Origin of the sequence: Curtobacterium sp. MCBD17_035, from assembly GCF_003234815.2 — a bacterium.
Taxonomy (GTDB): Bacteria; Actinomycetota; Actinomycetes; order Actinomycetales; family Microbacteriaceae; genus Curtobacterium.
Genome location: NZ_CP126279.1, coordinates 2511893 through 2525684, shown reverse-complemented (window position 1 = coordinate 2525684; position 13792 = coordinate 2511893). Strand labels below are relative to the sequence as shown.

Here is a 13792-nt window from a genome sequence, read left to right as displayed (position 1 = left end):
TAAGGAGGGCCGTGGTCACCCGCCCGAGCGTAGTCCGGGCCGTCGTGCTGCCGTCGTGCTGCCGACCTGCCGCGCGCCGGAACGGCGGGCCGTCGGAGCGGCCGCGCGCCGGACCGGCGCGCCGTCGGAGCGGCCGCGCGTCGGAGCGGCCGCGGGATGGGCGGGCGTGACCGCCGGACGGGTGTCGGGCCTCCCGGCCGAGCCGCGCGGGTACGCTGGGGGCCGTGACGGACGCGCCCATCGGAGTCTTCGACAGCGGTGTCGGCGGCCTCACCGTCGCCCGCGCGATCATCGACCAGCTGCCGCGCGAGTCGATGCGCTACGTCGGGGACACCGCACACTCGCCGTACGGCCCAAAGCGGATCGCCGACGTCCGCCGGTACGCGCTCGAGGTCATGGACGACCTGGTGGACCAAGGGGTCAAGGCGCTCGTCATCGCCTGCAACACGGCGAGCTCCGCCGTGCTCCGGGACGCCCGGGAGCGCTACGAGCAGGCCTACGGGATCCCGGTCGTCGAGGTGATCCAGCCCGCCGTGCGCGCCGCGGTCAAGCAGAGCAGGACGCGCCGGATCGGCGTCATCGGCACGATCGGCACCATCGGTTCGCGGTCCTACGAGGACGCCTTCGCGGCGGCCTCGGACGTCACGCTGACCCTCGCCGCCTGTCCCCGGTTCGTCGAGTTCGTGGAGGCCGGGGACACCGCCTCGCCCGCGCTCCGCGCCGTGGCCGAGCAGTACCTCGCGCCGATCCGCGCCGCCGACGTCGACACGCTCGTGCTCGGCTGCACCCACTACCCGCTCATGTCCGCCGCGATCCAGTACGTCATGGGTCCGGACGTCACCCTCGTCTCGAGCGCCGAGGAGACCGCGAACGACGTCTACCGTCGACTCGTCGAGCACGGCATCGAGCGGACGGCGACGACGCCGCCGACGTACGCGTTCGACACCACCGGGACCGACCGCGCCGGCTTCATCCGGCTCGCCCGCCGGTTCCTCGGACCGGAGGTCTCCCGCGTCGGTCATCTCGAGACCGGCGCGATCGACCTGCCACGCATCCCAGCCACCACCGGAAGGACACCATGACCGACGACGGCACCCGCATCGACGGACGCACCGCCACCGACCACCGTCCCGTGACCATCGAGCGCGGCTGGAGCGCCCAGGCGGAGGGCAGCGCGCTCATCGCCTTCGGCGGCACAAAAGTGCTCTGCACGGCGTCCTTCACGAACGGCGTCCCGCGCTGGATGGCGGGCAAGGGCACCGGGTGGGTGACCGCGGAGTACTCGATGCTCCCGCGCTCCACGAACGAGCGCATGCAGCGCGAGTCGATCAAGGGCAAGGTCGGCGGGCGGACGCACGAGATCTCGCGGCTGATCGGCCGGTCGCTCCGTGCCGTCGTCGACATGAAGGGACTCGGCGAGAACACCATCGTGCTCGACTGCGACGTCCTGCAGGCCGACGGCGGGACCAGGACGGCGTCCATCACGGGCGCGTACGTCGCCCTCGCCGACGCGATCGCCTGGGGCCGCGAGCGCGGGTTCGTCGGCAAGAAGGCGACGCCGCTCACGGACAGCGTCGCCGCGATCTCCGTCGGGATCGTCGGCGGCGTGCCGATGCTCGACCTGGCGTACGAGGAGGACTCGCGCGCGGACACCGACATGAACATCGTCACGACGGGCGCCGGGACCTTCGTCGAGGTGCAGGGCACCGCCGAGCACGCTCCGTTCGACCGGGCCGAGCTCGACACGCTGCTCGACCTCGGGCTCGCCGGAACGGCCTCGCTCGCGGCGATCCAGCGTGCCGTCCTCGCCGAGGCGGCGACGGCATGACCGGGGCCGGGGCGGGGGCCGACGCCGCCGCCGGGGTCCACGCCGACGCCGGGGCGGCGCGCGACCGCGTCGTCGTCCTCGCGACGCACAACGCGCACAAGGTCCAGGAGCTGCAGCGGATCCTCGGCGACGCACTCGCGGGCATCCGCCTCGTCGCCTACGACGGTCCCGAGCCGGTCGAGGACGGCGACACCTTCGGTGCGAACGCGCTGATCAAGGCGCGGGCGTGCGCGGCGCACACCGGACTGCCGGCCCTGGCCGACGACTCGGGCATCGCCGTCGACGCCCTCGGCGGGGCGCCCGGCATCCACTCGGCGCGCTACGCCGGGACCCGCGACGACGGGGACAACCTGCGACTGCTGCTCGCGAACATGGCCGGCGTGGTGCAGCGAACCGCGGCGTTCGTGTGCGCCGCGGCGTTCGTCGCGCCGTCGTCCGACCCCGCGACGTCGGCCGAGTGGGAGCACGTCGAGGAAGCCGTGTGGAACGGCGAGGTGCTCGAGGCCCCCGCGGGGTCCGGCGGCTTCGGGTACGACCCGGTGTTCCGACCGGACGACGCCTGGGTCTCGGCCGCCGAGCTGTCCGCGGCGGAGAAGGACGCCCTCAGCCACCGGTCGAAGGCGTTCCGTGCGATCGCGCCGATCGTCCGCGAGTACTTCGGCGTCTGACACCGGCGCCGGATGGATCGGCCCCGGTCCGTCGGGCTGCTGACGGGCCTCCCGGACGGCGGAGCGAGGAAGGGCGCGCGGGGTCGGCCCGACCTGGCGGGCCGCCAGCGGGCCTCCCGGCCGGGTCAGGGCCTCCCGGCCGGGTCAGCGGGCGGTCGACTCGCCCGCGGTCCCGTGCTCGTCCGACTCGCGCTTCGCCTTGCGCGCGTTCCGCACGTAGGTCAGCGCGGCCGGGACGACCGTGACGACGACCGCTGCGAGCAGGATGACGTCGATGTAGTTGCGCACGAAGTGCGCGACCGGCGGGATGTAGCCGAGGACGTACCCGAGGAACGTCACCCCGGTGCCCCAGAGGAGCGCGCCGATCGCGTTGTACAGCGAGTACCGGCGGTAGGACATGCGGCCGACACCGGCGGCGATCGGCGCGAAGGTCCGGACGACCGGCACGAAGCGGGCCACGATGACCGCGAGTGCACCGAACCGGTCGAAGAACGCGTAGGTCCGGTCGACGTTCGACTTCGAGAACAGACCGCTCTCGCGTCGCTCGAAGATCGGGGGACCGACCTTGCGACCGATGAAGTACCCGACCTCGCCACCGAGGAACGCGGCAGCGCCGACGCAGAGGGCGATGAGCCAGATCGGCAGGCCGCCGAGGTGCCCGTGCTGGTCGAACGCCGTGAGTCCGGCGATCACGAGCAGGGTGTCACCGGGGAAGATGAACCCGATGAGCAGGCCGGTCTCGGCGAAGATGATCGCGCACAGCACGAGGACCGCGATGGATCCGAAGTGGTGGAGGATGTAGGTCGGATCCAGCCACGGGATCAGGGCAAGTGCGACGGTCGTCATGACTCTCTTCCGGTCGTCGGGCGCTCGGCTGGCTGCGCAGCCAGCGGCGGCACGGCGGCTCGCGGGGCGGGCGCCCGCACCACGAGGGTAGCGGTTCCGCGGCCTCGACCAGTGGGACGGTCATGAGCCGGTCCACGTCTGCTCGGTGCCGGCTCCGTGCGGGAGAAGGGACTCGAACCCTCACGCCTAGGGCACAGGAACCTAAATCCTGCGTGTCTGCCAGTTTCACCACTCCCGCCGGCACGGTCAGTGTAGCCAGCGGGTGCGGACAGGACCCGCGGTGCCGGTCAGCGCAGCGGGCGCGGGAGGTACCGCGGCACGTACCGGAGCAGCACGCCGACGCCGACGATCCCGAGCACCCCCATCACACCGCTCGCGACGGCGATGGAGGCGACCGCCGTGACGCCCGAGATGACGAGGGGTGCTGCCGCGCTCCCGAAGTCGCCCGTGAACCGCCACGCACCGAGGAACGGCGCGGGCGCCGTGCGCGGCGCGAGGTCGGCGCCGAGGGTCATGAGGATGCCCGATCCGACGCCGTTCGCGAGCGACATCAGCATCGCGACCCCGACGAACCAGACCACCCGGGTGTCGAGGTGGTCGCTCCACGCCAGGAGGAAGTAGCACAGGCTCAGGCCCCCGAGGCACGGCAGCGCGCTCGCGAGCCGGCCGAACCGGTCCATGATCTGACCACTCGTGTAGAACAGCGCGAAGTCGATCGCGCCGGCGATCCCGATCACGAGCGCGGCGGTCGAGTCGTCCATGCCGACGCTCACCGCCCACAGCGGCAGGATCACCTGACGCCCCGCCCGCATCGCGCCGATGAGGCCCGCGCCGCTGCCCAGCCGCAGGAGCACCGCGCGGTGTCGGCGGATCGTGCCGAACAGGCCCTCGGCGCCCTCTCGGGCGGCCTCACCGCCCGGGTCCGCGGACGCGGCAGCGGGACGTGCGGGCGACGGCCGGGAGGCCCGGGGCCGGATCCGGAGGCCGCGTGCGCCGTCGACCGGGTCGCGTACGACGAGGAGGACCCCCGCGGCCGCCAGACAGCAGACGACGTGGATCCAGAACGCGCTCTGCGTCGAGCCGGTCACGTGCGTCAGGCCCGCGGACAGGAACGGACCGACGAAGTACCCGAAGCGGAACACGCCGCCGAGGGTCGAGAGCGCCCGGGCCCGGATCGCGATCGGCACCGAGGTCGTCATGTACGCGTGCCGCGCGAGGGCGAACACCGCCGTGGAGACCCCGACCAGGAACACCCCGACCGCGAGCACGACCGCGTTCGGGGACCACACCGCGACGAGGAGGCCGACGATGCTCACGAGCGCCGCGCCGATCATGGCGGTGCGCTCGCCGATCGCCGCCACGACCCAGCCGCTCGGCACGTCGCCGATGAGCTCGCCCACCAGGATGAGCGACGCGACGAACCCCGCGAACGCGAGCGTCGCCCCGAGCGAGTGCGCCGCGATCGGGATGATCGGGATGATCGCGCCCTCGCCGATGGCGAAGAGCGTCGCGGGCAGGAACGCGGACAACGCGACCGCGCGGAGGTCGAAGGTGGCGTCGCGCGAGCTCATGGCCCCTCCACGGTACGCCCGACGACGTACGCTTGAGGGATGAGGGTGCTGGCAGCGATGAGTGGTGGCGTCGACTCGGCCGTGGCCGCGGCCCGGGCCGTCGACGCCGGACACGACGTCGTCGGGGTCCACCTCGCGCTGAGTCGCATGCCGGGGACGCTCCGGACGGGCAGCCGTGGCTGCTGCACGATCGAGGACTCGATGGACGCCCAGCGCGCGGCAGCCGCGATCGGGATCCCGTACTACGTGTGGGACTTCTCCGAGCGGTTCGCCGAGGACGTCGTCGACGACTTCGTCGCCGAGTACTCCGCTGGCCGCACTCCGAACCCGTGCATGCGGTGCAACGAGCGGATCAAGTTCGCGGCGCTGCTCGAGAAGGCCCTGGCGCTCGGGTTCGATGCCGTCGCCACCGGGCACTACGCCTCGATCGTCACGGGTGCCGACGGTTCCCGCGAACTCCACCGTGCCGCGGCCTGGGCGAAGGACCAGTCCTACGTGCTCGGGGTCCTGACGGCGGAGCAGCTCGCGCACGCGATGTTCCCGCTCGGCGCGACGCCGTCGAAGGCCGAGGTCCGGGCCGAGGCCGCAGCACGTGGCCTGACCGTCGCCCAGAAGCCCGACAGCCACGACATCTGCTTCATCCCGGACGGGGACACCCGTGGGTGGCTCGCGGACCGCGTCGGCACGGCGACCGGCGACATCGTCGAGCGCGACGGCACCGTGGTCGGCTCGCACGAGGGCGCCCACGCGTACACCGTCGGGCAGCGGCGGGGGCTCGCCATCGGTCACCCCGCACCGGACGGGCGGCCGCGGTTCGTGCTCGAGGTGCGGCCGAAGGACAACACCGTCGTGGTCGGGCCGAAGGAGGCCCTGGCGATCGCGGAGCTCGCGGGTGCGCGCTTCACGTGGGCCGGTGCGGCCCCGGCCGACCCGACCCTCCCGTTCGACTGCGAGGTCCAGATCCGCGCCCACGCCGACCCCGTGCCGGCGGTGGCTCGGGTCGCCGCCACGCCGACCGGTGGGACGGAACTCGTCGTCACGCCGGCGGAGCCGATCGTCGGCGTCGCCCCCGGGCAGACCGCCGTCGTGTACGTCGGCACGCGCGTCCTCGGGCAGTGCACGATCGACCGCACGGTCTCGGCGGTGCCTGCGGTCCGCTGAGGCGGCGTGTCTGGGCGTGACGGGGGCGTGGTCCGGCGCTGGCCGCGGGGCCGTCAGCGCGCGGAGCGCGCGGCCGTACCCGGCCGGCAGTCGGCGCGGGCCGTCCGGCCCTCTCCGGCCGCCGGGGCCGCTGCGTTGGGAATTCAGGACCGTTGGTCGTGGGGCGGCGTCGGGTGGGGCCTCCCGGCGGGATCGTCCTGCGTTGTCGACGGAGCTGACGAGCGGGGCAGCCGCTGCGGCCGGGAGGCCCGGTGCGGCACCGGCGGGTCGGCGCGGCCCGGCTTGTTCAGCCCTATTGGCAATTCAGGAACGAGGTTGTGTGGCGGGGCCGCGTGAGCCCTCCTGGCCGGCTTGTCCTGAGTTGTCGACGGGGCTGACGAGCGGGGCAGCCGCAGCGGCCGGGAGGCCCGGTGCGGCACCGGCGGGCGGGCGGCGGTCTGGCGCGGTCGGGGTCGGGCTCGGGGCCGGGTGGACCGTCGGCCCTGTCCCGTTGGCAACTCAGGAATGTCAGCTGTGTGGCGTGGTCGAGTGGGGCCTCCCGGCTGGGTCGTCCTGAGTTGTGGACGGGGCGGACGCGCTGGCTGACGCGCGGGCCGTCGGGCTGCTGGGAGGCCGGTGGGGACCGGGTGACGGGGCGGGAGGGGGCAGTCGCGGCGGACAACTCAGGAGGGTCAGTTGCGTGGCGGGGTGCGGGGGCCTCCCGGGTTGCCTTGTCCTGAGTTGTCGACGGGGCTGACGGGGCAGCCGCAGCGGCCGGGAGGCCCGGTGCGGCACCTGCGGTCCGGGGCGGGCGGGCGGCGGGGCGGCCAGGCCACGCGCGCGTGCGGGCGGGGGCGCGGGTGCGGGCGGGGCGCGGGTGCGGCGGGCGCGGGCGGGGCGCGGGTGCGGCGGGCGCGACGGACCCTCGGGCCCCGTCCCGTTGGCAACTCAGGAATGTCAGCTGTGTGGCGTGGTCGAGTGGGGCCTCCCGGCTGGGTCGTCCTGAGTTGTGGACGGGGCGGACGCGCTGGCTGACGCGCGGGCCGTCGGGCTGCTGGGAGGCCGGTGGGGACCGGGTGACGGGGCGGGAGGGGGCAGTCGCGGCGGAGAATTCAGGAGGGTCGGTTGCGTGGCGGGGCGCGGGGCCTCCCGGCTGGATCGTCCTGAGCTGTCGACGGGGTCGGCGGCGTGGAGGGGCCGACGGACGGAGGGGCGACGAGCGCGGCAGGCGTCGCAGCCCGGGGACTCGACGCCGCCCGGAGCGAGGCCCCGCCGGGCGTCCCCGCGTCGGTGGCGACCGGTAGAACTGGACCATGAGCACCGAGCCCGCGGACGCCGCACCCGCCGTCGAGGAGACGTTCGAGACCATCGACGTCGGGGACCTCGACGGCCACCAGGCGCGTGAGGAGACCGACCGCCTCCGGACCCGGATCGCGGAGCTCCGGGACGCGTACTACGAGCAGAACGCCTCGACCGTCACGGACGCCGAGTACGACGCGATGGTCCGGCGTCTCGACGCGATCGAACAGCGGTTCCCCGAACTCCTGACGGCGGACAGCCCCACCCAGACGGTCGGCGGCCGGGCCGAGACGACGCAGTTCGCGCCCGTCGAGCACGCCGAGCGCATGCTGAGCCTCGACAACGTCTTCAGCCCGGAGGAGCTGACCGAGTGGGCCGTCAAGGTGGAGCGTGACGCCGGTGCCGAGCGGGTCCGGTTCCTCACCGAGCTGAAGATCGACGGGCTCGCGATCAACCTCCGGTACGAACACGGCCGACTCGTCACGGCGGCGACCCGGGGCGACGGCGTGGTGGGCGAGGACGTCACCGGCAACGTCCTGACGATGGGCACCATCCCCGAGCGCCTCGCGGGGTCCGGACATCCACCGATCGTGGAGGTCCGAGGCGAGATCTTCTTCCCCGTCGCCGAGTTCGACGAGCTCAACGCGCGGCAGCGCGAGGCCGGCGAGCGCGTGTTCGCCAACCCGCGGAACGCAGCGGCCGGTTCGCTCCGTCAGAAGGAAGAGGGCAAGTCCCCGGCGAAGCGGGCGCTCATGGTCGACCGCCTCCGGCGGTTGCGGATGCTCGTGCACGGGATCGGCGCCTGGCCGGTCCGGGAGCTCGAGCGCGACACCGACGTGCGGGCGCAGTCCGAGGTCTACGACCTGCTCCGCGGCTGGGGTCTGCCGACGAGCAGCCACTACCGCGTGTTCGACACGATCGACGAGGTCATCGGGTTCGTGCGGGACTACGGGGAGCGCCGCGCGAGCGTCGAGCACCAGATCGACGGCATCGTCGTCAAGGTCGACGACCTCGCGCTGCACGAGGAGCTCGGGGCGACCTCGCGCGCGCCGCGGTGGGCGACCGCCTACAAGTACCCGCCGGAAGAGGTCCACACGAAGCTGCTCGACATCGTCGTGAGTGTCGGACGCACCGGCCGTGCCACGCCGTTCGCCGCGATGGAACCGGCCGAGGTCGCCGGGTCGGTGGTCCGGCAGGCGACGCTGCACAACCAGCAGGTGGTCAAGGCGAAGGGCGTCCTCATCGGGGACACCGTCGTGCTGCGGAAGGCCGGCGACGTCATCCCCGAGGTCCTCGGGCCCGTCGTCGAGCTCCGCGACGGCTCCGAACGCGAGTTCGTCATGCCGACGCGGTGCCCGGAGTGCGGCACGGAGCTCCGGCCGGCGAAGGAGGGCGACATCGACCTCCGTTGCCCGAACGCGCGGAGCTGCCCGGCGCAGGTCCGCGGTCGTGTGGAGCACATCGCATCGCGGGGTTCGCTCGACATCGAGGGGCTCGGCGAAGTCGCGGCGGCGGCGCTGACGCAGCCCCTGTTCCCCGAGACACCGCCGTTGGTGACCGAAGCGGGGCTGTTCGACCTGACGATGGAGGACATCGTCCCGATCGAGGTCATCGTGCGCGACGCCGAGACGGGCATGGTGCGACTCGAGGACGACACCGATGCCACCGGCCAGGCCGTGCAGAAGCGAGTGACGCCCTTCAGTCGCGCGCGCAAGAAGACCGATCCGCCGTTCGACCCGGAGGCTCGCGGAGCGGACTACCGGGGAGAGCCGGGGCGGTACCCGTCGAAGAACGCGTTCGAGATGCTGCGGAACATCGACGCGGCGAAGACGAAGCCGCTCTGGCGCATCCTCGTGGGGCTGAGCATCCGCCACGTGGGTCCGGTCGCGGCCCGAGCGCTCGCGTCACACTTCGGGTCCCTCGACGCCATCCGGTCGGCGTCGCGCGACGAGCTCGCGGCCGTGGACGGCGTCGGCGGGATCATCGCGGACGCGCTCCTCGAGTGGTTCGAGGTCGACTGGCACCGCGAGATCATCGAGCGCTGGACGGCGGCCGGCGTGCAGTTCACGACGCCCGACCACCCGGGCCCCGGCGGCGCGGCGGTGGAGGGCGGCGTGCTGTCCGGCATCACGGTGGTCGCGACGGGCTCGCTCGAGGGGTTCACGCGCGAGGGCGCCCAAGAGGCGATCATCGCCGCGGGCGGCAAGGCGGCGTCGAGCGTGAGCAAGAAGACCGACTTCGTGGCTGCTGGGCCCGGCGCCGGCTCGAAGCTGACGAAGGCGGAACAGCTCGGACTGCGGATCATCGACGCGGCCCAGTTCGCGGTGCTCGTGCGTGAGGGCCCCGCGGCGCTGGAGCCGGACGAGCGCTCTGTGGACGGCGACCAAGACGACGCCACGGCAGGCGACCCGGAGGACATCGCGGCGGCCGACATCGCTCCGGCGACGGAGGAGAGCGCTCCGGCGACAGAGGAGAGCGCTCCGGCGACAGAGGAGAGCGCTCCGGCGACAGAGGCGACCCCGAGCGAGTGACGCAGCATCGGCGAAACCGGTTCGGCGACGCCTGATCATCCGGACGCGTGATCGTCCGGAGCGAGAGCGACACACGTCGCCCGGACCGGATGACGAGGACGTCCGTAGGATGGTGCCTGCATCACCCGTCGTCGACAGGGCGGCGACGGGCAGGCCTTCCCAGGGGAGACCGCTCTGCTGTTCCTCGTCGCAGCACTGCTCACCGCCTCGGTGCACTCACTCGGAGTGATCGAGGCCACGCCGCTGCCCGCGGCCGCGTCGAGCCCAGCTGCGGAGGTGGTCGTCGCGACGGCCCCGCGGGAGGCGGCGGCGCCGGACGCGACGGGCGTGCACCGGGCCTCCCGGGCGGAGCGGCTCGACGACCTGCACGGCCGTGCGCTGCTGTCGGGACTGTCGTCGGCGTCGGACGCGACGCTGCGGCACGCCGCCCGCTTGGCGGGGCCGGTCATGCGAACGCTGCTCGACGCCCCGCCGGACGCCGGTGACGTCGCGCGGTGGTGGTCCGGACTCGGCCGGGAGGCCCGACACCGGTTGGTCACGTCCGCCCCGCAGGCAGTGGGGAACCTCGAGGGCGTCCCGTACCCGGTGCGTGACCGGGCGAACCGGCGGGTGCTGGGGGAGGACCTCCGGACCGCGCGTGCCCCGGACTCCGGGTCGGCGTCCCGCCTCCGGATGCTCGAGCAGGTGCGGACCGCGCTCGTACGGGGGCCGGAGGACCCGCCGAAGCAGCTCCTGACCCTCGATCCTCGGGGGTCCGGGCGGGCGGCGATCGCGATGGGCGACCTCACGACCGCTTCGGACGTGACGGTGATGGTGCCCGGGATGTTCTTCACCGTCTCCGGGCAGTTCGCCGACTGGACCGCGACGGGCGCGGACCTGTACCGCGAGCAGGCGACCCTGACACCCCTCGCTCGTGGTGGCCGGGGCGGTGTGGCGGTCGTCGCGTGGCTCGGCTACCGCACGCCGGACCTGACGAACGTGTTGTCGGTGGGACTGGCCCGGGCCGGGGCGGTGCGTCTCGAGCGGGTGGTGGAGGGCATCGACGCGACCAGGACGGCGGATCCGGTGCGGGTGTCCGTCGTCGCGCACTCGTACGGGTCGACGACCGCCCTGCTGGCCTTGTCGTCGGGGCGCATCCACGTCGACAGCCTGACCGTGCTCGGGTCGCCCGGCAGCGCGGTCACCCGCGCGTCCGAGCTGGCCGTGCCGGCGGGGCAGGTGTTCGTCGGCGCCGCACACTGGGATCCGGTGGCGGGAACCGGGTACTTCGGCACCGATCCGGCGGCCCCCGGGTTCGGGTCGACCGTGCTCGACCTGCGCGGCGGGGTCGATCACCGCGAGGACGAGGAGGTGTTCCGGCGCCCGTACGGCCACAACGAGTACCTCGTGCCCGGGACGGCATCCATCCACGACGTCGCGCTCATCGCGGTCGGCCGCTCCGACCTCGTCACGGGCGCGGGCCCGTCGGGGCGGACCGTCCTGACCGCGGAAGGTGCGGTCGCTGGCACCGCTGCGGACGGCAGCGGGAGCGGCGGTGGTGGTGGTGGTGGTGGTGGCGGGCCGGAGTCCCCCGACCTGCTGCTCGTGCGTCCGCAGGACGTCCAGCTGCGCGATTGACCCGCTGGGCCTGAGCATCCACGCAGATTCGGGGCGAGTCGCAGCGGCCCGGGTACAGCGGTAGTCCGTACCGTCATCACATGCGTGTCGTGCGGTGGCCTGGAGCGTTCCTCCTCTTCGTCGTCATGGCGGTCGTGGCCGGCGTCCTCGTCGCCGTCGCGGTCACGCCGGGCGTCGCGCTCGCCGGGCAGGGGGTGTCGTCGGCGGCCGAGTTCTTCGAGGACCTGCCGAGCTACCTCGACATCTCGACGCCGCAGCAGGTCTCGACGATCTACGCGAAGAAGGGCGGCCAGGACGTCGCGATCGCGTCGTTCTTCGCGGAGAACCGCGTGATCGTCAAGGACTCGGCGATCGCCACCACGGTGAAGCAGGCCGCGATCGACACCGAGGACCCGCGGTTCGCCACCGAGGGCGGGATCGACGTCGTCGGCACGCTCCGCGGTGCCGCGTCGACCGCCCTCGGCAAGGACGTCCAGGGTGGGTCGTCGATCACCCAGCAGTACGTCAAGAACGTCCTCGTCCAGCAGTGCGAGCAGCTCGGGACGCAGTCGAAGATCGACTCCTGCTACCAGCACGTCACCGAGGTGTCCCCGCAGCGGAAGCTGCAGGAGATGCGGTACGCGATCGCCGTGAACAAGAAGTACTCGAAGTCGCAGATCCTCACCGGGTACCTCAACATCGTCGGGCTCGGCGGTCGTGTGTACGGCGTGGAGGCCGGTGCCGAGTACTACTTCGGGGTCACGGCCGCGCAGTTGAACCTGGAGCAGTCGGCGACGCTCGTCGCGATCCTCAACAACCCGGCGAACCTCCGGATCGACGAGCCGGCCGACACGGACAACGGCTCGGCGAACGGGTACGCGCTCACCAAGGCGCGCCGCGACTACGTGCTCAAGCGCATGTACGTGCACCACGACATCACGAAGCAGCAGCGCGACGCGGCGATCGCGGCCCCGATCACGCCGAAGATCACCGCGACGACGAACGGGTGCGCCGCGGCGGTCCAGTACGACGCCGGGTACTTCTGCGACTACGTGCGGAACGTCGTGCTCCACGACAGCGCCTTCGGCACCACCGAGGCCGACCGGATCACCACCCTCGACACCAAGGGCCTGAAGATCTACACGTCGCTCGACCTGGATCTGCAGGCGACGGCGCAGTCCGCGCTCTCGACCTACGTGCCGTCGACGATGACCTACGTCCACATCGGTGGTTCGAACGTCACCATCCAGCCCGGGACGGGTCGCGTGCTGTCGATGGTGCAGAACACGAGCTTCAACCAGTCGGACGCGGCGCCTCCGGGCTCGACCTCGGTGAACTACAGCACCGACCAGGCGTACGGCGGTTCCACCGGGTTCCAGACGGGCTCCACGTTCAAGGTGTTCACGCTCGCCGAGTGGCTCGCGTCCGGGCACACCTTGAACCAGTACGTGAACACGACGGAGCACACCTACCCGACCGCGGAGTTCACGAACACGTGCGAGAACATCGCGGGTGCCCCCTGGCCCGTCGCGAACGCCGAGGCGGTCCCGGCGTCGATGAGCGTCATGCTCGCGACGGCGGAGTCGATCAACACCGCGTTCGCCGCGATGGGCAAGCAGCTCGACCTGTGCCAGATCGCGAAGCTCGCCGAGGCGATGGGCATCCACAAGGCGAACGGTGCGAGCGGACTGTTCGAGGGGCCGTCGATGATCCTCGGCGTCAACGAGCTCTCGCCGCTCACCCTGGCGAGCGCCTACGCCGGGTTCGCGAACGGCGGGGTGTTCTGCACGCCGGTCGCGATCGACAAGGTGACGCAGGCGAACGGCAAGTCGATCGCGCCGACCCCGACGACGTGCACCCGCGGTGTCTCCGCGCAGGTCGCCGCCACGGTCGACTACGCGTTGCAGGGCGTCCTGCAGGGCAGCGGCACCGCGGCCTCGGCGAACCCCGGCGACAGCACCCCGAAGTTCGCCAAGACCGGCACGACCGACGCCGACGTGCAGAACTGGCTCGTCACCTCGACGACGAAGTACACGAACGCGACCTGGATCGGCAACGTGAAGGGGGCGGTCGGGCTCGCGAACGTCCCGATGCTCGCCGGGACCACCGGCTACAGCGCCAAGTTCGGCGTCGGTCGGACCATGATGACGACGCTCGACCAGAAGTACGGCGGCGATGCCCTGCCGACGCCCGACCCCACGATGGTCGGGTCGACCTCCGCGAAGTCGACCGCCCGGTCCGGCTCGTCCTCCACCACGGCGACGATCCCGGCCCCGTCCACCGGCAAGTGACCCGGCGGCCCGGTCGGCGGAC

Annotated in this window: 9 protein-coding genes and 1 tRNA gene; 7 read left to right on the top strand and 3 right to left on the bottom strand. The window is 72.7% G+C overall.

What is annotated here, in order from left to right:
* Nucleotides 1–224 precede the first annotated feature (224 nt).
* Genes murI through rdgB form a run of 3 tightly spaced genes read left to right on the top strand, consistent with a single transcriptional unit; the run spans nucleotide 225 to nucleotide 2496 of the window.
* A complete protein-coding gene (gene murI / locus DEI93_RS11905; RefSeq protein WP_111010821.1) occupies nucleotides 225–1082 on the top strand; it encodes a glutamate racemase in 858 nt (285 codons plus the stop codon).
* Complete coding sequence (gene rph / locus DEI93_RS11900; RefSeq protein ID WP_111120306.1) at nucleotides 1079–1828, top strand: ribonuclease PH; 750 nt, start codon at nucleotides 1079–1081, stop codon at nucleotides 1826–1828. The genes murI and rph overlap by 4 nt, the downstream gene beginning before the upstream one ends.
* On the top strand, nucleotides 1825–2496 hold the full coding sequence (rdgB, locus tag DEI93_RS11895) for an RdgB/HAM1 family non-canonical purine NTP pyrophosphatase (RefSeq protein WP_111120307.1): 672 nt from the start codon (nucleotides 1825–1827) through the stop codon (nucleotides 2494–2496). Before rph ends, rdgB begins: the two co-directional genes overlap by 4 nt.
* 144 nt (nucleotides 2497–2640) lie before the next feature.
* On the opposite strand, the gene DEI93_RS11890 is transcribed toward rdgB, so the two are convergent.
* The 3 genes from DEI93_RS11890 to DEI93_RS11880 form a co-directional block, all read right to left on the bottom strand.
* Nucleotides 2641–3342 (bottom strand): DedA family protein, encoded by a 702-nt coding sequence (locus DEI93_RS11890; protein ID WP_111011582.1) that lies wholly within the window; start codon nucleotides 3340–3342, stop codon nucleotides 2641–2643.
* A 157-nt stretch (nucleotides 3343–3499) separates the two neighbouring features.
* Nucleotides 3500–3580: transfer RNA gene (locus DEI93_RS11885), tRNA-Leu, on the bottom strand.
* A 49-nt stretch (nucleotides 3581–3629) separates the two neighbouring features.
* Nucleotides 3630–4913 carry an MFS transporter gene (locus tag DEI93_RS11880; protein WP_111011581.1) on the bottom strand — a complete coding sequence of 428 codons (1284 nt, stop codon included), beginning with the start codon at nucleotides 4911–4913 and terminating at the stop codon, nucleotides 3630–3632.
* 39 nt (nucleotides 4914–4952) lie between these two features.
* Between DEI93_RS11880 and mnmA the strand changes: the two genes are divergently transcribed.
* From mnmA to DEI93_RS11860, 4 genes are all read left to right on the top strand, one after another.
* Nucleotides 4953–6074, top strand: a complete 1122-nt coding sequence (mnmA, locus tag DEI93_RS11875; protein WP_111011580.1) for a tRNA 2-thiouridine(34) synthase MnmA — start codon at nucleotides 4953–4955, stop codon at nucleotides 6072–6074.
* A 1292-nt stretch (nucleotides 6075–7366) separates the two neighbouring features.
* Entirely contained in the window at nucleotides 7367–9883 is a 2517-nt protein-coding gene (ligA, locus tag DEI93_RS11870) for an NAD-dependent DNA ligase LigA (protein ID WP_111120604.1), read from the top strand.
* A gap of 210 nt (nucleotides 9884–10093) precedes the next feature.
* Entirely contained in the window at nucleotides 10094–11500 is a 1407-nt protein-coding gene (locus DEI93_RS11865; protein ID WP_146244479.1) for an alpha/beta hydrolase, read from the top strand.
* A gap of 80 nt (nucleotides 11501–11580) precedes the next feature.
* On the top strand, nucleotides 11581–13770 hold the full coding sequence (locus DEI93_RS11860) for a transglycosylase domain-containing protein (RefSeq protein WP_111120606.1): 2190 nt from the start codon (nucleotides 11581–11583) through the stop codon (nucleotides 13768–13770).
* The last annotated feature ends 22 nt before the right edge of the window (nucleotides 13771–13792 follow it).

Bases quoted from the DNA above. Each gene is read 5' to 3' on its own strand.
- rph (WP_111120306.1), top strand. From the start codon at position 1,079: ATGACCGACGACGGCACCCGCATCGACGGACGCACCGCCACCGACCAC.
- ligA (WP_111120604.1), top strand. From the start codon at position 7,367: ATGAGCACCGAGCCCGCGGACGCCGCACCCGCCGTCGAGGAGACGTTC.
- rdgB (WP_111120307.1), top strand. From the start codon at position 1,825: ATGACCGGGGCCGGGGCGGGGGCCGACGCCGCCGCCGGGGTCCACGCC.
- DEI93_RS11890 (WP_111011582.1), bottom strand. From the start codon at position 3,342: ATGACGACCGTCGCACTTGCCCTGATCCCGTGGCTGGATCCGACCTAC.
- mnmA (WP_111011580.1), top strand. From the start codon at position 4,953: ATGAGGGTGCTGGCAGCGATGAGTGGTGGCGTCGACTCGGCCGTGGCC.
- DEI93_RS11880 (WP_111011581.1), bottom strand. From the start codon at position 4,913: ATGAGCTCGCGCGACGCCACCTTCGACCTCCGCGCGGTCGCGTTGTCC.
- DEI93_RS11860 (WP_111120606.1), top strand. From the start codon at position 11,581: ATGCGTGTCGTGCGGTGGCCTGGAGCGTTCCTCCTCTTCGTCGTCATG.